The organism is Streptomyces sp. NPDC048718 (assembly GCF_043198875.1).
GTDB lineage: Bacteria > Actinomycetota > Actinomycetes > Streptomycetales > Streptomycetaceae > Streptomyces.
This window is the reverse complement of record NZ_JBICVG010000007.1, coordinates 40,458-58,698: the sequence shown is the minus strand read 5'-3', so window position 1 is coordinate 58,698 and position 18,241 is coordinate 40,458. Positions and strand designations below refer to the sequence as shown.

The following is an 18,241-nucleotide window of genomic DNA, read 5'->3' as shown; positions in this document are numbered from 1 at the left end:
GGCGTGGGCGCCTGGACATGGCGTGCGGTGTCTTGCGGGTGGCCGCGGGGTCGCGGCTCACCATGCGTCCGCCAGCGCAGCCGAGATGCGCCGGCACATCTCGGTGACCAGACGCTCGTTGCGGACCCAGGAGTGATGGGTCTCGCCGGAGAGCGGGTGGACGTCGATCGACTCGGCGGGCACGAGGGTGTCCAGGGCGTTGTAGGGCGTGTGGCGGTAGAACTCGAAGAGCCGGTGCTGCTGTTCGTCCCGGACGATCTCGTTCGGCTTCTCCGCCTTGAACATGGTCAGCCGTCCGAGCCGGGCCGTCAGCCGGTCGAGGTCCTCCCGCTCGGGCGTGTAGTGGTAGTTGATGGGGTCGAGGAGGTCCTCGACCCCGGGGAGCCCGATGCGTTCGGTGGCGTGCCGCATGTTGAAGTAGGAGTCGATGACGAACAGGTTGTCGATGTTCTCCCCCTCGCGGGCCAGCCGCATCGACGCCTCCAGGGCCACGATCCCGCCGAAGCTCCAGCCGAGGAGGCTGTAGGGCCCGGTCGGCTGCAACTCCCGGATGTGGCCGAGGTAGTAGTCGGCGACGGCTTCGAAGGACTCCATGGGCGTGTGCAGGTGCACGTTGTTGAACACCACGAGCCGGTATCCGGGCAGCCGTTGGGCGATGTTGCTCAGATAGCTTTCGGCCCCTCCCTCGCCGGGCGGGAGGACGAACAGGGTGCGCTCGGCGTGCTCCTCGTTGACGAGGATGTACGGCTCGAAGTCGTCGGCATTGATAACCGCCGGCCGGCCGGACCGGGCCCGGCCCGCGCCGCTGCGGGCCACGCCCGCCGTGTGCGCGGCCAACCGCTCCAGCCAGGTGCGCAGTTCGCCGGTCAGACGGCGGGTGGTGGCCGGGTCGAGCCGGCTGTCGACGGCGGTGACGAGCCGGTCCCCGACGCAGCGCATGGTCACGTCGACGGCGAACTGGTCCGCGCCCCGGTTGTGTGCGGAGATGCGGCTCCCCGACATGGCGGAGTCGAGCCGCCAGTCCGCCGGAGTGTCCGCCGTCCCCTCTCCCCCGCCGGCGAACCGGCCGAGGTAGTTGAAGCTGACCGGGGCGAGCGGCGCGCGCTCGCCGCCGTAGCGGCCGAACAGGGCCCCGTAGCCGATGCCGTGGTGCGGCACCCCGCGGGACGCCTCCTTGGCGGCGAGCACGCTGCTCCCGAGGTCCTCCGGGTCCGTCCGCAGGCCGAGCGGGTACATCGTGGTGAACCAGCCGACCGTGTCGCGTACGTCGGGTGCCCCGGCGAACCTCTCGCGGCCGTGGCCCTCGACCGTGACGTGGTTGACGGCCCGCCCGGTCACCGACGCGAGTGCCAGTCCGGTCGCCGTCAGCAACAGCTCGTGCAGGGTGGTGTCGTACGCCCAGCACCCCTCGGTGAGCAGGATCCCGGTGTCCGCCTCGCTCAGCGCGAACTCCTCGTGGAGCGTGTCCGCGCCCTCGGCCGCGGACAGGTCTGCGGCAGCCTCCGCGAGGCCGCTTCGGACCTCTTCCCACAGCCGTGTCTCGTGCTCCTCGGGGACGTAGCGCCCGAGCGCCTCGCCCCACTGCCGATAGCTGCTCGTCTTCTCCTCGATTTCCCCGCCGTGGTAGAGGATCTCCAGGTCCTGGGCGAGGATGTGCCAGCTGACGGAGTCGACGATCAGGTGGTGCAGGGCGAACCAGACCCGTGCGCTGCCGTCCTCGTACCCGTGCAGATAGGCGGCGCAGGCGATCGGTCCGCCGGTCAGGTCGAAGCCGCTCTGCCACTGGTCGAGCCGGTCGCGGATCTCCTCGTCGGCCAGGCCCCTGACGTCGAGTTCGTCGAGGGCGAGGTCGTCCTGTCCCCCGGCGTACGTCTGGGTGACCTTCTCCGCCGTGCCGTCCAGGCCGCTGTAGCGCAGTCGGAACACGTCGTGCTGGTCGACCAGCCGCGCCAGCGCCTCGCGCAGCCTCGGCACGTCGAGTTCGGGTGTCCGGATGGCGAAGTTGTGGTTCCAGTGGCCCTGTTCGGCGAGCGGTTTGGCGAAGAACCACTCCTGGATGGGCAGCAGCGGACAGTCGCCGCTCAGCCGTCCCTGCTCCGGCTTCACCGACTCGTCTTCCCGCGCGTCGAGTTCGTCCTGTGCCTTGGACAGGACGTTGTCGACGAGCCGGCGGACCGTGGGGAAGTCGAAGATGTGCTTGACGCTGATCCTGCGGCCGGTCTCCCGCTGCACTTGGCTCGCCAGATGCAGGGCGCTGATGCTGTCGCCGCCCGAGCGGAAGAAGTCGTCGTCGATCCCGACCGTCCCGCCCGGCAGTTGCGCGCTCCACAGCCGGCACAGCCGGGCCTCGACGCGGCTGCGCGGCGGCGCGTGGACGGCGCGCCGGGCCGCGAAGTCCACGGCGGGCAGCGCCTTGACGTCCAGTTTGCCGTTGACGGTCGTCGGCAGCCCGTCCAGGCGCACCAGCGTGGCGGGCACCATGCCGGACATCAGCCTGGCACGCAGCGCGGCGTACATCGCGTCCTCGTCCACCGGCGCGTCCGGGTCCGCCGTGTAGTAGCCGACGAGCCGCTTGCCGTCCGGTGAGCGCTCGTCCCCGGTGGCGACGACCACGCACTCCCGTACGTACGGGCAGGCGGCGAGGGCCGCCTCGACCTCGCCGAGTTCGATGCGCAGGCCGTGGATCTTGACCTGGGCGTCGTCGCGCCCGACGTAGCGGAGCTCGCCGTCGCGCGTGCGGTGGACGAGGTCGCCGGTGCGGTACAGGACCCCGTGGCGCCCGGCGCGGCGCTCGTCGTCGGTCTGGAACGGGTTGGGCAGGAAGCGTTCCCGGGTCAGCTCGGGCCGGTTCAGATAGCCGTCCGTGACGCACTCGCCGGACAGGTACAGCTCGCCCACCGCGCCCGGGGGCAGCAGCCGCAGGCAGTCGCCGAGCACGTGGAGCCGGGTGTTGTCCAGCGGCCGTCCGAGGACGTTCTCGTAGGGGTCCCCGGGTTCGAAGCGCTGGACGGTGTTGTAGACGGCGGTCTCCGTGGTGCCGTACGCGTTGAAGATCGGGCCGGAGAACTCCGCGCGGATCTTGTCGAAGTGGCGCTCGTGGAACGCCTCGCCGGCGACCAGCACGGCCCGCAGGTCCGTGAGGCGTGAGAGGTCCAGCTGGGCGATCTGGGTGGGGGTGCCGCTGATGTACGTCAGGCCGGCGCGGTTGGCGTAGTCGTGGAAGCCCTCGTCGGCGGCGGGCGCCGACGGGGGGACGATCAGGGTGTGGCCGCCGAGGAGGGACAGCGCCAGCTGTTCGACGGAGAAGTCGAAGACGTAGTTGGCGAGGAACAGCACGCCCTCTCGCGTGGTGTCGGGTCCACCGAAGTAGCGTCCGGCGAGCTGTCCACGGAAGCTGTCCACGGCGCCGTGCGGCACCAGGACCGCCTTGGGCCGGCCGGTCGTGCCGGAGGTGTAGATGGCGTAGGCCGGATCGGTGGCCGAGGCGGCCGAGGCGGGGTTCTCGGTGGAGCGGTAGCCCATGGGCAGCCGGTCGGCCTCCACCAGCGGCAGCCGGGCCGAGGCGGACAGTCCGCCCAGCCGGGCGGCGTGGCCGTGCTCTGTCACCAGGAGCCGCGCCCCCGTGTCCTGGAGCATGAAGGCGATCCGGTCGTCCGGGTGGTCCGGGTCGATCGGCAGGTACGCCGCGCCGGCCTTCCACACCGCCAGGATCGCGGTGATCGTCAGGTCGCTCTTGTCGAGCACCAGGCCGACGAGATCGCCGGGCCGCAGCGACACCTCCGCGCGCAGATAGTGGGCGAGCTGGTTGGCGCGCTCGTTGAGCTGCCGGTACGTCAGGGTCAGGTCGCCGAACACCACCGCGGTCCGGTCCGGGTGGGCGGCGGCCATCTCCTCGAACACGGCGTGCAGGGTCCGGGCGGGGGCTGCCGTGGCGGCCTGCGGGCCGGCGGCCAGCAGCCGCGCGCGGCCGGCCTCGTCCACGCCGGTGACCTCGGCCAGGCCGGCCTGCTCCCCGGTCGGGGAGAGCCGGGCGAACTCGCGCAGGACGTGACTGAAGGTCGCGACGAAGCCCTCGGCGCTCGCGTCCTCGAACAGGGCGGCGGCGTAGGTCAGGTTGCCCGCCAGGCCGCCGTCCCGGCTCTCGGTGAGGGTGGCCGACAGATCGAACTTGGTGGCCGTCCATCCCCCGGCGTCCGGCTTGTAGCTGGTCATCTCGGGTGCTCCGCTGGGCAGTTGAACGTCTCCGGTCCGGTCAGTGACGTTCTGCAGGGTGAAGTTCACCTGCAGGATGGGGTGCCGGCTCGGGTCCTTGTCGACGTCGAGTTCCTTGACGAGCTGTTCGAACGGCAGCTCGCCGTGGACCTGAGCGGCGACGACGTCCTGGCCGACCGCGCGGACGTAGTCCGCCAGCGACGCGTGGCCGTCCGTCCGCACCCGCAGGGCGATCAGGTTCGCGAAGAAGCCGACCGTGCGGTCGAACTCCGGACGCCCCCGGTGGGCGGTGGGCGTGCCCACCACGAAGTCGCGCTGGCCGGTGTACATCGTCAGCGTCAGACACCAGGCGCTCAGCAGCACGCTGTACAGGCTGACCCGCGCCGACCGGGCAAGGGCTCGCAGGGCCTCCACGGTCTCGTCGTCGAGGGCGAACTCGATCTCCCGGCCCCGGTAGTCGAAGCGGGCGGGGCGGGGACGGTCCAGTGGCAGCCTGATCGTCTCGTACCCCTCCAGCGTCCGGCTCCAGAACTCGGTGAGTTCCGGCCGCGAACCGGCCAGGTACTGCCGCTGCCACACGGCGAAGTCCGCGTAACTGCCGCGGATCAGGCCGAGGTCGGCCTCGGGAACGCCTCGCAGGAGGGCCGCCAGCTCCTGCCGGAACACGTTCCACGACCAGCCGTCGAAGCAGGTGTGATGCAGGACGAGGCTCAGGTACAGGTGGCCGGGGTCGGTGGCGAGTTCGAACAGGTCGGCGCGCAGCGGGAGTTCCTCGGCCAGACGGAAGACGTGCCCCTCGCACTGGACGAGCCGCTTGTCCAGCTCGGCGGTGTCGCCGACCGTGTACGCGCCCGGACGGAAGAGATCCCGCGCGGCGTCCTCGGACAGGACGACCTGCGTGCGGATTCCGTCCTGGTCCGTGCGAAGCAGGGTGCGCAGGGCGGCGTGGCGGCGCAGCAGAGTGCGCAGGGCCTCGACGACCGTCTCCCCGAAGTCCCCGTCCTGGACGGGGATCCGCAGGACGAACGGGATGTTGTAGGCGGCGGTGCCGCCCTCGAACTCCTCGATGAACAGCAGGCGTTCCTGCGCCAAGGAGACGGGCGTGCGTCCGTCTCCCGCCGCCGCGCGGCCGGCCGCGGACTCGGTGCCCGGCTCGGTGCCGCCCGCCTGCTCGGCGGTGTCCCGGATGTGCCGGGCCTGGGTGCCGAGGGTGGTGTGCTGGAGCACGGTCGCGACGCCGAGACCTCGGCCGAAGCCGGTGGTGATGGCCTGGGCGAGCGCCATGGCGCGGATGCTGTCGCCGCCGAGGGCGAAGAAGTCGTCGTGCACGGAGATGCGGTCCGGGGCGATCCCGAGCACCACCGACCAGATGCCGCACAGTTTGATCTCGATGTCGCTGGAGGGGGCCACGTACTCGGCGCCGGCGCCCGCGGCGAAGTCCGTCTCCGGCAGGCGGCGGATGTCCAGTTTGCCGCTGGGTGTGACCGGGATGTCCGTGATCCGCAGGACGCGGGCGGGGACGATGGCCTCGGGCAGCTTGCGCCGCATCCACTCCTTGACGTCCTGCTCGTCCAGGTCCCGGTCGGCGATGCAGAAACCGACGAGGTACTTCTGGGCCGCCGCGGAGCCGCCACCCTGGTGCTCCCGGGCGATGACCAGCGAGCGGGTCACGCCGGGGTAGGACGACAGGACGGCCTCGATCTCGCCGAGTTCGACGCGCTGGCCGCGGATCTTGACCTGGAGGTCGGTGCGGCCGAGGCACTCCAGCTCCCCGTTCGCCTGCCACCGCACCAGGTCGCCCGTCTTGTACAGGCGCGCGTTGTACCCGGCCGCCTTCTCCTCGGGCGTCTGGAACGGGTTGTCCACGAAGCGGTCCGCCGTGAGGTCGTCACGGTTGAGGTAGCCGCGGGCGACCCCGTCACCGCCGATGTACAGCTCGCCCATGCCGCCGATCGGGACCCGCCGCATCCTCTTGTCGAGGACGTAGGCCGTGGTGTTGCCCACCGGGTGGCCGATGCTCTTGGTGGCCCGGCGCTCGCCGACCGCGTACGGCCGCTTGTGGCTGGTGATCGAGATTTCCGTGGGGCCGTACCCGTTGATGATGGTGCCGCCGAAGGTGCCTCGGATCTTCTCGAACACCGGCTCGGTGAAGTCCTCGCCGATCGCGTCGACCCGGGTCAGGGACGCCGCCGTCGAGTAGTCGTACAGCGACAGCACCGACGGGGTGCCGGAGAGGTACGTGACCTGCTCGTCGTTCATGTACCGGTAGAGGCGCTCGGGGTCGGTGCGCATGCTGTCGTCGAGCACCACGAGCTTCTGCCCGTTGAGCAGCGCGTCGGTCATCTGCTCCACGAAGTGGTCGAACACGTAGTTGGAGAACGACAGCAGGGCCTCGTCGCCCTGACTCTTGTCCAGGGCGAACAGTTTCGCCAGGGAGTGCTGCAGATTGACCACACCCCGGTGCTCGACCAGGACGGCCTTGGGCCGGCCGGTGGTGCCGGAGGTGTAGATGGCGTAGGCCAGGTCGGTGCTGGTGACCGGGGTGACGGGCCGGTGCGTGGGCAGGCCGTCCAGCGGCAGCCGTTCGATGTCCAGGACCGGGCGGGTGTCCTCGGCCGACAGGGCGCGCAGCCGTTCACCGTGGGCCTCGTTGGTCACCACGATCCGGGACCGGGTGTCCTGGAGCATGAAGGCGATCCGGTCGTCGGGGTAGGCGGGGTCGATCGGCACATAGGCCGCACCGGCCTTCCACACCGCGAGGATGGCCGTGATCATCAGCTCGTTCTTGTCGAGCACCAGGCCGACCATGTCGCCCGGCCGCAGCTCGGCCGTGCTCCGCAGGTGGTGGGCGAGCCGATTGGCCCGCTCGTCCAGCTCGCGGTAGGTCAGCCGGCGGTCGCGGTAGACCAGGGCGATCTCGTCGGGCCAGGCCGCCGCCTTCTCCTCGAACACGGCGTCCAGCGTCCGGTCGTCCGGGAACGGGGCCCGGGTACGGTTCCACGCGTCGAAGCGCTCGACCACGGCGGGCGAGACGTACTCCAGCTCGTCGACCGGCCGGCCGATGTCGTCCGCGACCTGGGCGAACAGAGTGCGCGCGACGTCCAGGAGATGGTCGATGGTGGCGTCCTCGAACAGCTCGCCCGCGTACCACAGGGTGACCGTGAACTCGTCGCCCTCCTCGCGTGCGACGACGGCGACGGGGTAGTCCACCTTGTCGGCGTCGTACGCCTTCTCGAACCTCAGGAACTCGTCGTACTCCCCTGCCTCGTCGAGGAGTTCAGGGTAGTTCTCCAGGACCAGCAGCGTGTCGAAGAGCCGGCGCTTCATCCCGCCGGTCTCCAGCCGTCCCAGCTCCACCACGCTCTTGCTGTTCATGGTGTTCACGGTGGCCTGGATGTCGCCGAGCACCGCGCCCACGCTCCGGCCGGCCTGCTCGTCGTGGTCCACCACGAGCGGCAGAGTGTTGATGAACAGCCCCACCGAGTTCTCGACGCCGTCGACCGGGACGTTGCGTCCGGAGACGATGGTGCCGACCACCGTGGTGTTCCCGCCGCCGACGGCGTACAGCACCTTGTGCCACACGAACTGCAGTACGGAGTGCAGGGTGACGGAGCGGTCGGCGCACACCGCCTTGAGCCGCGCCGTCAGGTCCGCACCGAGGCCGAGCCTTCTCGTCCGGTGCTCCTGGACATGGCTGTAGTCGCCGAGGTCGACCTGGTGACGGAGCTCCTCCTTGAGCAGTCCGCCGAAGTCGCCTCGCTCGTCGATGCGTTCGACCTGGCGCAGCCAGTGCTCGACGTCGTCGTCGCGGTGCGCCTCCCAGTAGCGCTGGGCCGCCACGTACGCGTGGTCCGTCTCCGGTGCGACCTCCTCGCCCTTGAGCAGACGCAGGTACACCCGGTGCACGTCGTCGTGGAGGACCGGCAGGCTCCAGCCGTCCATGACGAGGTGGTGGCAGCTGAAGATCAGGGAGAACAGCTCGTCGCTCTGCCGGATCAGGTGGACGCGGAACATCCGGCCCTCGGCCGGGTCGTACGGCTCCGTCCGGTCCCGTTCCTGGATCTCCCTGATCCGCGCGTCCTGTTCGGCCGGGTCCGCCACGTCGCCGAGGTCGACGAACCGCCAGTCGACCGGCCGGTCCTCGCCGTCGACGATCTGCAGCGGCTCCTCGGCCCACTCGAAGCGCACGCGCAGGGCGGGGTACTTGCGCTGCGCGAACTCCCACGCCTCACGCATCAGTTCGGGCCGCAGCGCACAGCGGTAGCGGTGCACCGACTGCATGACGTAGGCGTCGTCGCCGCCCCTGCTCCGCAGGGCGTGGTACAGCAGCCCCTGCTGGAGGCCGTTGGCGCGCAGCCGGCAAAACGTCCCGCCGTCCGGGTCCTGTTCGGGGTCCTGCCCGGCATCCGGCCGGGGGTGCCGGTCCAGATGGCGGGCCAGCTCGCCCAGCGTCCGGTGCTCGAACACGTCCTCCACCGTGACGAAGGCGCCCAGCCGCTGCCGTACCCGGGCGATGAGCAGGATGCAGGAGATGCTCTGGCCGCCGAGCCGGAAGAAGTCGTCGCCGTCGCCGATTCCGGCCGCCGGTATGCCGAGGACCTCGCTCCAGATGTCCCGCAGCGCCTCGATCGCGCCGCCGGCCGGGCCCTCCGGGCGGTCGCCGCGTGAGTCAGGTCCCCCGGCCCGTGCCGGACCGGCGGGGCGGACGAGGTCCACATCGGGCAGTGCCCGCCAGTCCACCTTGCCGTTGACGTTGACCGGGATGGTGTCCATACGGATCATCCGGGCCGGGACCATGATCCGGACGAGCCGCTGTCCGAGGAACTCCAGCAGCTCCTCCTCGGTGACCTCGGCCGAGGGCTCGGTGGTGTAGTAGCCGACGAGGTGGCGGTCGTCGGAGCCGCCGGCCCCTTCCCGGGCCACCACGGAGCACTTGCGCACCCCGGGGAACTCGGTGGCCTGCGCCTCGATCTCGCCGGGCTCCACCCGGACACCGTTCAGCTTGAGCTGGAAATCGCTGCGGCCCATGAACTCGACCTCGCCGGACGGCAGGACCCGGGCCAGGTCGCCCGTCCGGTACAGGCGCGCGTTGTCCCCGGACGCCTTCTCCCGCTCCGACTGGAACGGATTCGACGTGAACCGCTCGGCGGTCAGGCTCTCGCGGTTGAGGTAGCCGGGCGCGATACCGGAGCCGCCGATGTACAGCTCGCCGATGGCGCCGATGGGCAGCTGCTTGAGGTTCTGGCTCAGCACGTACCACTTCACGTTCCGCAGCGGACGGCCGATGCTGCGGTCCTTGCGCTCCGTGACGCCCGGCGCGAATTCCTTGACGGCGGTGACGAACGCCGCCTCGGTGAAGGCGTATTCATTGACGACACGGCCGGAGAATCTCTCGCGCAGCCGGCGCAGACCCGCCGCGGTCAGCTCCTCGCCGACCAGCAGCAGCTTCTTCAGGCTCGTACATCGCCCCAGGTCGAAGTGCTGGAGCACCGATCCGGTGGCGTTGAGATACGTCACCCCGTGCCGCTCCAGATACGCGGGGAAGCGGTCCGGGTCCAGCCTGATCTCGTCTGGGACGATCACCAGCGTCTGGGAGTTGAGGAGGGCGATCAGGGTCTGCCGCAGATGCGGCTCGAACACGTAGGAGGCGTAGAGCGCGACCCGCTCCTCGCCGGGCCGCCGCATCTCGTAGCGCTCGGACAGGTCGGTGATGCTGTTCACGACGCTGTCGTGGAACTTGGGGACGCCCTTCGGCACACCCGTGGTGCCGGAGGTGTAGGTCACGTACGCGAGGTCGCCGCTGCCCGCGGACAGCACGGGCTTCGTCGCCGGGGCGCCCGCGGCCTCCAGCCCGACGAGCACCGTCTCGATCTCGATGATCCGCACCTCGGCGTGCCCGGCCCCGAGCGTCTCCCTGAGCCGGGCCGCGTGGCGCCGGTTGGTGACGATCCCGGCCAGCCCGGTGTCTCCGACGACGAACCGGATCCGCTCGGCCGGGTAGGCGGGGTCGATCGGTACGTAGGCCGCGCCGGCCTTCCACAGCCCGAGAGCGGCCACGACCCCCAGGTCGCTCTTGTCCAGGTACATCCCGACCAGCTGCTGCGGGCGCACCCCCAGCTCCGGCCCCAGCAGCCAGTGCGCGAACCGGTTGGCCCGCTCGTCCACCTCGCGGTAGGTCAGCCGGGTGTCGCCGAAGACGACGGCCTCCCGGACCGGGGACCTGCGCACGGCCTCCTCGAAGAGGTCGTCGAGCCGCTTGCCCCTGGGGAAGTCGCCGTCGGTGGCGTTCCACTCGTCCAGCTGCCGCCGCTGGTCCTCCGACACCAGCTCCAGGTCGGCGACGAGCTGCCCGGGCCGGTGGAGGAACTGGCCCAGGACCTCGCGCACCACGTCGAGGACACCGGCGATGGTCCGGTCCTCGAAGAGCTCTCCCGCGTAGGCCAGCGTCCACCGCAGGTATCCGTCCGCCTCGATGTCGCGGACGACGACCACGAGCGGGGAGGAGGGCAGCTCGGCCAGGTCCACGTCCCGGTCGGCGAGGACGAGCAGGGCGTCGAACAGGCCGCGGCCCAGCACCTCTTCCGCGTCGACGTACGCGTCCTTCCGGCCCACCTCGGCGCCCAGTTCCCGTACGGCCTCGCGGCACGTGCGGCCGGCCTGCTCTACATGGTCGACGATGACCGGGAGCACCGGCGCCCGCCGCACGTCGGCGGCATCGGCGGCTCCCGTGGCTCCCGTGGCTCCCGTGGCTCCCGTGGCTCCCGTGGCGTCGACGAGTGCGGCCACCGTCCGGTTTCCGTGGCCGTAGGCGCGCATGACGGCGTGCAGCGCCGCCAGCGCGAAGGCCGCGACAGGCGCTCCGTCGTCCTCGCGCAGCGCGTTCCGGAGCGCGGTGTAGTCCTGCCCGTCCACGCGCAGGTCCTGCCGTTTGGTCGCTCGTACGGCGGGGTCGTCGTCCCGCACCGCGATCTTGTTGCGCCACTCGTCCTTGAGGAGCATCTCGAGATCGCAGCGCTCGCTGGACACTCGTGCGACGCGGGCGGACCAGTCCGTGCCGGCCGTCAGGTTTCCTGCTGACTTCATTCGTAGGCTCTCCGTCGTGCGGAATCGAGCGGCCCGCGGCGGTGGGCAGGTCCGCCGCGGGCCGCGAAGGTCAGAGAACGCGCTGGACCAGGGGCCGGCCGGCGGTGCACGGCCTGGGCCGAGATCCGCCGGACAGCCCCTGCGGGTCGTACGCCGTGGCGGGCGGCGCCCTCAGGCCGCGAGCGACCCGAGGCTGCGGGCCAGCGCCTCGATCGCCAGGTCGATCTCGCTCTCGGTGATCGTCAGCGGCGGGCGGAAACGCAGGCCGCTCTCTCCGCACGGCAGCGCGATGACGTGGTGGTCCCGGTACATCCGGCCCAGGAGGTCGTCGCGGACCCCGGCGTCCGGCAGGGTGATCGCGCACATCAGACCGCGGCCGCGGGCGTTGCTCACGACGGCCGGGTACTCGGTGGCCAGGGCCTCCAGGCCGTCGAGAAGGTACTTGCCGCGCCGCGCGACGGAATCGAGGAGTTCGGAGTGCTCGATCGTCTCCAGGATCCGGGTGGCGCGGACCATGTCGGCGAGGTTCCCGCCCCAGGTCGAACTGATCCGGGAGGAGACGGCGAAGACATGGTCCGCGACCTCGCCGATCCGGCCGCCGCCCATCACCCCGCACACCTGGGTCTTCTTGCCGAAGGCGACCAGGTCGGGCCGCAGGCCGAGTTGCTGGTACGTCCAGGGCGTGCCGGTGATCCCGCCGCCGCTCTGCACCTCGTCGAGGACGAACAGGGCGTCGTACTCGTGGCACAGCCGCTGCATCGCCTGGAGGAAGCCGGCGCTGAGGTGGTTGTCCCCGCCCTCGCCCTGGATCGGCTCGGCGATGAAGCAGGCGATCATGCCGTCGGCGGCCCGGAAGGCGTCCTCGGCGGCCCGCAGGGCACGCTCTTCCGCCTCCTGGTTGGCGCGCGCGTGCTCGCCGAGCGGATGCAGCAGCGCGGGGGCCGGGATCCTCGGCCAGTCGAACTTGGGGAAACGGTCGGTCTTCGCCGGGTCGGTGTTGGTCAGCGACATGGTGTAGCCGCTGCGGCCGTGGAACGCCTGCTCCAGGTGCAGCACCTGGAGCCGGTTCGCCGCCCGCTCGTCGAGACCCAGCCGCTGCGCCTTCCAGTCGAAGGCGGCCTTGAGCGCGTTCTCGACGGCCAGCGCGCCGCCGTCCACGAAGAACAGGTGCGGCAGCGCTGGGTCGCCGAGCACCCGGGCGAATGTCCGGACGAAACGGGCATACGGAACCGTGTACATGTCCGGGTTGGACGGCTTGTTGACGGCCGCGGCGGCGAGTTCCCGCATGAAGTCCGGATCTTCGGTGATACAGGGCGGATTGATGCCGAGCGGCGCCGAGGCGAAGAAAGAGAAAAGGTCGAGATAGCGATCCCCGGTCACCCCGTCGACCAGCCAGGAGCCCTGGCTCTCGGACAGCTCGAGCACCATGTCGTAGCCATCCACGAGCACATGGGGACGGAGTGCGCCACGTACGTCCCCGGCGCACAGATCCGCCGTCCCGGAATGGTCGGACCCAGGTAAATGTCCCTGTTCACTCATATTCGAATACTCCTGTAGAGGCAATGCCGACCCGGCTTTCCGCGGCGGCGAATTCCACATTCGCGGACCGATGCTAATCGGCACTCGTCTTCACCCCCTCCCCGACCTCTCTCATGCTTCTCTCCACATTGTCTTCGGGATCATCCGGGGCATTGGATCTCCACGATCACGCGACGACTGATATTGTCCGGCGCGGCAATCCGACTTGGCCGGTCCCGGTATTTCTTCGAGTGTTCGGGAGATCACGAAATGGCCTGTTCCGACTGGGGCGATGCCCGTCGCCGTATGCTGCTCGACCCCACCGCCGTCAACCTCAACACCGGCTCCGCGGGCCCGCTCCCGCGCGCCGTCTTCGACCACGTCACCGGGCTGCGCGCCCGCCTCGCCCACGCGCCGATGGACTTCCTGCTGCGCGAGGTCCCCGGACGGCTGTGGCAGGCGCGCGAGAGCCTCGCCGGCTTCGTGGGAGGCGACCCGCACCGGCTCGCGTTCACCACCAACGTCACCGGGGCCGTCAATCTGGTGGCGACATCGCTGCCCCCGCTCGCCCCTGGCGAGATCCTGATGACCGACCACGAGTACCCGCCGATGCGCTGGTGCTGGGAGCGCACGGCCCGGCGGCAGGGCCTGTCGGTCAGGACGTTCCCGCTGCCGGAGATGCCCGAGAGCCCCGCGGAGATCGTCGACGCCGTCGTCGCCACGCTGGGGCCGCGGACGCGAGTCCTCTTCCTCAGCCACGTACTGTCGGCGACCGGCCTGATCCTGCCGGTCCGGGAGCTGTGCGAGGAGGCCCGCCGGCGCGGGATCGTCACGGTGATCGACGGCGCCCACGCGCCCGGGTACGTCGATCTGGACCTGGCCCACATCCCGTGCGACTTCTATGTGGGCAGCGGGCACAAATGGCTCCTCGCTCCCACTGGGGTCGGCTTCCTCCACATCGGCCCGGGGCGGGCGGGCGACCTGGAGCCGGCGCAGGTGAGCTGGGCCTACGAGCCGCCGCCGGGAAGCGATCCGGACCGGCGCGACCGGTTCGGCAGCACCCCCCGGCTGCGCCGGCTGGAGTGCGAGGGCACCCGCGACCTGTGCCCCTGGCTGACCGTGCCGGAGGCGATCGGCTTCCAGGCCGGACTGGGCCACGACAGGATCCGCGCCCGCAGGCGCGAGCTGGCCGATCACGCCCGCCGACGCCTGACCGACGGGCTGGGGCTGAGACCGGCTACCCCAAAACCGTCATCCCTGTCCGGTGGAATGGCGGCATTTCACCTGCCCGCGACCGTACGAGCGGACGAGGTGCGCCAGGGCCTCTGGGAACGTTTCCGGATCGAGACCGCCGCGTCCGATGGACCGAACGGGCCACTCCTGCGAATATCGGCGAATTTCTACACCACCGAAGAGGAAATCGATCACCTGGCGGACGCCCTGAAGGATCTCCTGGCGGGCTGAGTGCGGTGCACCCGTTCCGGCACTTCACCACGGCGTCGTCCACCGCCTCGGCACCACGGACCCGTCAGGCCACCCGCCCGATTTCCACGACATTAACGGAGTGGGATCCGGACAACCCCTCACCGCCACCTGGACGGGACCGATGAAATATGGCCGACGCATTCGACATTCCGCCCCGAAACCATGGTGATCGCCTCCCCCGAATCTATTCGAAAGGTGATGCCGCTGGTACGGTGACCGCGTCGATCATCCGACCCGCCGAGTTCCTCGCGTATCGACTCGGCCGCACATCGAATATTTCAAGGTTCAAAGAATGATCGCCGTTCCGGGAGAAGTCCGCGGGAAGCGGGCGACGTCAGGGAACAGGGGACACGGCGGTATCGCGAGAGGTACGGAGGTACGGCCGGCCCCAACCGCTCCGGCGGCGGGCCGAGGCCGCCCGTACCGCCGGACATCGAACCGCCGGAGCCACCGGAGCCACGAACGGAACGAACGAACCCTCGCCGACGCATGACAGCGAGACAGCGAGACAGCAACGGACGACAGCAAGAACGGGAACGGGGTGCCGGAGCGAACCGGTCCCGAAACGCTCTACAAGGAGTCTCCATGGTCACAGCAGTCAGCAGCACCCACGACGTCCAGGCGAAGGCGGAGCACGCCCTCGCGCGCTGCGGAGTCGAACTCGGCGCGGTCAAGGGCGACGCGCTCACCGCCCGGACGCCGGTCACCGGCGCCGCCCTCTTCGGCCTGCGCGCCCACACCCCCGCGGAGGTCGACCAGGCCGTCGAGGCCGCGCACGCGGCGTTCCTGGAATGGCGGACCACTCCGGCACCGGTGCGGGGCGCGCTGGTCAAGCGGTTCGGCGAGCTGCTCACCGAACACAAGCAGCATCTGGCCGACCTGGTCACCGTCGAGGCCGGCAAGATCCGCTCCGAGGCACTCGGCGAAGTGCAGGAGATGATCGACATCTGCGACTTCGCGGTGGGCCTGTCCCGGCAGCTCTACGGCCGGACGATGCCCTCCGAACGCCCCGGCCACCGGCTGATGGAGACTTGGCACCCCCTGGGCGTGGTCGGCGTGATCTCCGCGTTCAACTTCCCGGTCGCCGTATGGGCGTGGAACGCCACGGTCGCCCTCGTCTGCGGTGACACCGTGGTCTGGAAGCCGTCCGAACTCACCCCGCTGACCGCGCTGGCCTGTGCCGCCCTCCTGGACCGCGCGGTGGCGGAGACCGGTGCCCCGGCGCACCTCAACCAGGTCGTTCTCGGCGCCGCGGAGATCGGCGAGCGGCTCGTGGACTCCCCGCTGGTGCCGCTGGTCAGCGCCACCGGCTCGACCCGGATGGGCCGCGCGGTCGGCCCGCGCGTGGCCGCCCGGTTCGGTCGCAGCATCCTGGAGCTCGGCGGGAACAACGCCGCCGTGGTGACCCCGTCGGCGGACCTCGATCTCACCGTCAACGCGGCGGTGTTCGCCGCGGCGGGCACGGCCGGCCAGCGGTGCACCACGCTCCGCCGGCTGATCGTGCACGCCGATGTCGCGGACACCCTCGTCGAGCGGCTCACCGCCGCCTACCGCCGGCTCCCCGTCGGCGACCCCTTCCAGGACGCCACCCTGGTCGGCCCCCTCGTGAACGAGGCCTCCTACGACAGGATGCGCGAGTCGCTCGACCGCGCGGTCCAGGACGGCGGCACCCTGTGCGCCGGCGGCGAGCGGGCGCTGTCGGACGCGGCACCGGACGCCTTCTACGTCCGGCCCGCCCTCGTCCGGATGCCCGCGCAGACCGCCGTCGTACGGGAAGAGACCTTCGCGCCCATCCTGTACGTCCTCACCTACCGCGACCTCGACGAGGCGATCCGGCTGCACAACGACGTGCCGCAGGGGCTGTCCTCCGGCATCTTCACCGCCGACCAGAGCGAGGCGGAACGTTTCCTGGCCGCCGACGGCGCGGACTGCGGCATCGTCAACGTCAACATCGGCACCTCGGGTGCGGAGATCGGCGGCGCGTTCGGCGGCGAGAAGGAGACGGGCGGGGGCCGCGAGTCCGGCTCCGACGCCTGGCGGGTGTACATGCGCCGCGCGACCAACACCGTGAACTACTCCGGGCGGGTGGCACTGGCCCAGGGCGTGGACTTCTCCCAGTAGGAACGGACGGGGCCTGGGCCGGGCAGGGGGGCGACCCAGGCCCAGGCCCAGGGGCCCAGGGCCCCAGAGCGAGGGTCGAACGGTCGTTCAGGCAGCAGCAAGGCCATCGCTCAGCACTGTCTGGGCCGGAGGGGTGGGGACACATGCGTCGCGAAACGACAGCCACGACCACGCTCGCGTTGGCGTGCGCGGCCCAGTTCATCGTCATATTCGACATCTCGGTGATCACCGTGGCGTTGCCGTCGATCCAGCGGGATCTCGGTTTCGCCCCGGCGAACCTGCAATGGGTGGTCAGCGGCTACACGCTGGCCTTCGCCGGCCTGCTGCTGCTGGGCGGCAGGCTGGCCGATCTCTGCGGGCACAAGCGGGTGTTCGTCAGCGCGCTGACGGCGTTCACCGCCGCCAGTCTGGTCGGCGGCCTCGCGACCGTCCCGGCGGTACTGATCGCGGCGCGCGCCGCGCAGGGGGTCGCCGCCGCCGCGCTCGCCCCGCTCGCCCTGACCATGCTCACCACCACGTTCCCCGAGGGCCCGCTGCGCACCCGGGCGTTCACGATCTGGACGGCGCTGGGTCTGGCGGGCGGCGCCTCGGGAAACCTCTTCGGCGGCGTACTGACCGAGTACCTGACCTGGCGGTCGATCCTGCTGGTCAACGTCCCTCTGGGGGTACCCGTGATCCTCGTCGCCGCCCGGTTCCTCACCCGGCGGGACACCTCCGCGCATGGCGTCCGGCTCGATGTGCCCGGGGCGGTGCTGGCCACGGTCGCCCTGATCATGCTCACCTTCGGCATCGCGCAGGCCCACACCCACGCCTGGACCGACCTCGCGACCGCGCTGCCCCTCCTCGGCGGGACCGCCGCGCTCGCCGCCTTCGTGGCCGTCGAGACGAAACTGGCCCCGCAACCCCTCATACCACCGCGCCTGTTCAGGCTGCCGGGAGTGAGCCGGGGCAACCTGGCGATGCTGCTGGGGGGCGCGTGCTTCCACATACCCATGTGGTACTTCCTGACCCTGACCATGCAGGACGTCCTCCACTACAGCGCCGTACAGACGGGCCTCGGGTTCCTGCCGCACACGGTGGTGATGCTGCTGGTCGGGCTGTTCCTGACCCCGCGGCTGATGCGGTTCGTCCAGCCCCGGATCCTGATCGCCACCGGTGCGCTGATCGCCGCCGGGGGTTTCCTGTGGCAGAGCGGCATCACCCCGAGCAGCGGGTACGGCACCGGCATCCTCGGCCCGGCGGTCCTGGTCTCGTTCGGCACCGGCCTGGTCGGTACCCCGGTGAGCACCACCATCACCAACGGGGTCGCGTCCGCCGACGCCGGCGCCGTCTCCGGGCTGCTGAACACGACCCGGCAGTTCGGCGGGGCATTCGGCCTCGCCGTTCTGCTCACCCTCACCGCGACGCACGCCACCGACGCACCCGCGGTGCTCGCGGACAGCTACCAACGCGCGTTCCGCGGCATCGCCGTCATACTCCTCGCGCTCGCGGCGCTCGCCCCCCTGCTGCCCGCCCAGCACCTGGCGGGACGCCGGCGCCCGGTGGAGACCGGCCCGTCTGCGGAGGACCGCCGCGACCCGCGAAACGTCCAGTGAGCCGACCCGAAAGCTCGCCCGGCCGCCGGTCCCCGGCCGTCTGTCACTGACGGCATACCCGCGCCACCGGCGAGCAGCTCCAGTGGCAGACCATCCCCGCGAGACCGATGATGAGAGGAAAGGCGGCGGGGCAGGCGAGCATGCGAGACGTTCTCCGATTGCCGGATACGTCGACTGTTTCGACTGACGGGACATCACTTACCTTGTTCCATAGACCAGTCGTCGCT

The 18,241-nt window shown here is 70.7% G+C and carries 5 protein-coding genes; 3 read left to right on the top strand and 2 right to left on the bottom strand.

All coding sequences use genetic code 11. The features are described from left to right. Positions 1-57: 57 nt before the first annotated feature. Complete coding sequence (locus tag ACGFRB_RS15005; RefSeq protein WP_393243199.1) at positions 58-11,295, bottom strand: amino acid adenylation domain-containing protein; 11,238 nt, start codon at positions 11,293-11,295, stop codon at positions 58-60. A gap of 171 nt (positions 11,296-11,466) precedes the next feature. Continuing rightward, the gene (lat, locus tag ACGFRB_RS15000) at positions 11,467-12,834 is read right to left on the bottom strand and encodes an L-lysine 6-transaminase (RefSeq protein WP_393243197.1); all 1,368 of its coding nucleotides are present in this window, start codon (positions 12,832-12,834) and stop codon (positions 11,467-11,469) included. 249 nt (positions 12,835-13,083) lie between these two features. On the opposite strand from lat, the gene ACGFRB_RS14995 reads away from it, so the two are divergent. The 3 genes from ACGFRB_RS14995 to ACGFRB_RS14985 all read left to right on the top strand — a co-directional run bounded on the left by ACGFRB_RS14995 (position 13,084) and on the right by ACGFRB_RS14985 (position 18,014). After that, on the top strand, positions 13,084-14,277 hold the full coding sequence (locus ACGFRB_RS14995) for an aminotransferase class V-fold PLP-dependent enzyme (protein WP_393243196.1): 1,194 nt from the start codon (positions 13,084-13,086) through the stop codon (positions 14,275-14,277). 606 nt (positions 14,278-14,883) lie between these two features. Beyond that, entirely contained in the window at positions 14,884-16,419 is a 1,536-nt protein-coding gene (locus ACGFRB_RS14990) for an aldehyde dehydrogenase family protein (protein ID WP_393243194.1), read from the top strand. A 143-nt stretch (positions 16,420-16,562) separates the two neighbouring features. Beyond that, positions 16,563-18,014 carry an MFS transporter gene (locus ACGFRB_RS14985; protein ID WP_393243192.1) on the top strand — a complete coding sequence of 484 codons (1,452 nt, stop codon included), beginning with the start codon at positions 16,563-16,565 and terminating at the stop codon, positions 18,012-18,014. Positions 18,015-18,241: the final 227 nt, after the last annotated feature.

Bases quoted from the DNA above. Each gene is read 5' to 3' on its own strand.
- ACGFRB_RS15005 (WP_393243199.1), bottom strand. From the start codon at position 11,295: ATGAAGTCAGCAGGAAACCTGACGGCCGGCACGGACTGGTCCGCCCGC.
- ACGFRB_RS14985 (WP_393243192.1), top strand. From the start codon at position 16,563: ATGCGTCGCGAAACGACAGCCACGACCACGCTCGCGTTGGCGTGCGCG.
- lat (WP_393243197.1), bottom strand. From the start codon at position 12,834: ATGAGTGAACAGGGACATTTACCTGGGTCCGACCATTCCGGGACGGCG.
- ACGFRB_RS14990 (WP_393243194.1), top strand. From the start codon at position 14,884: ATGGTCACAGCAGTCAGCAGCACCCACGACGTCCAGGCGAAGGCGGAG.
- ACGFRB_RS14995 (WP_393243196.1), top strand. From the start codon at position 13,084: ATGGCCTGTTCCGACTGGGGCGATGCCCGTCGCCGTATGCTGCTCGAC.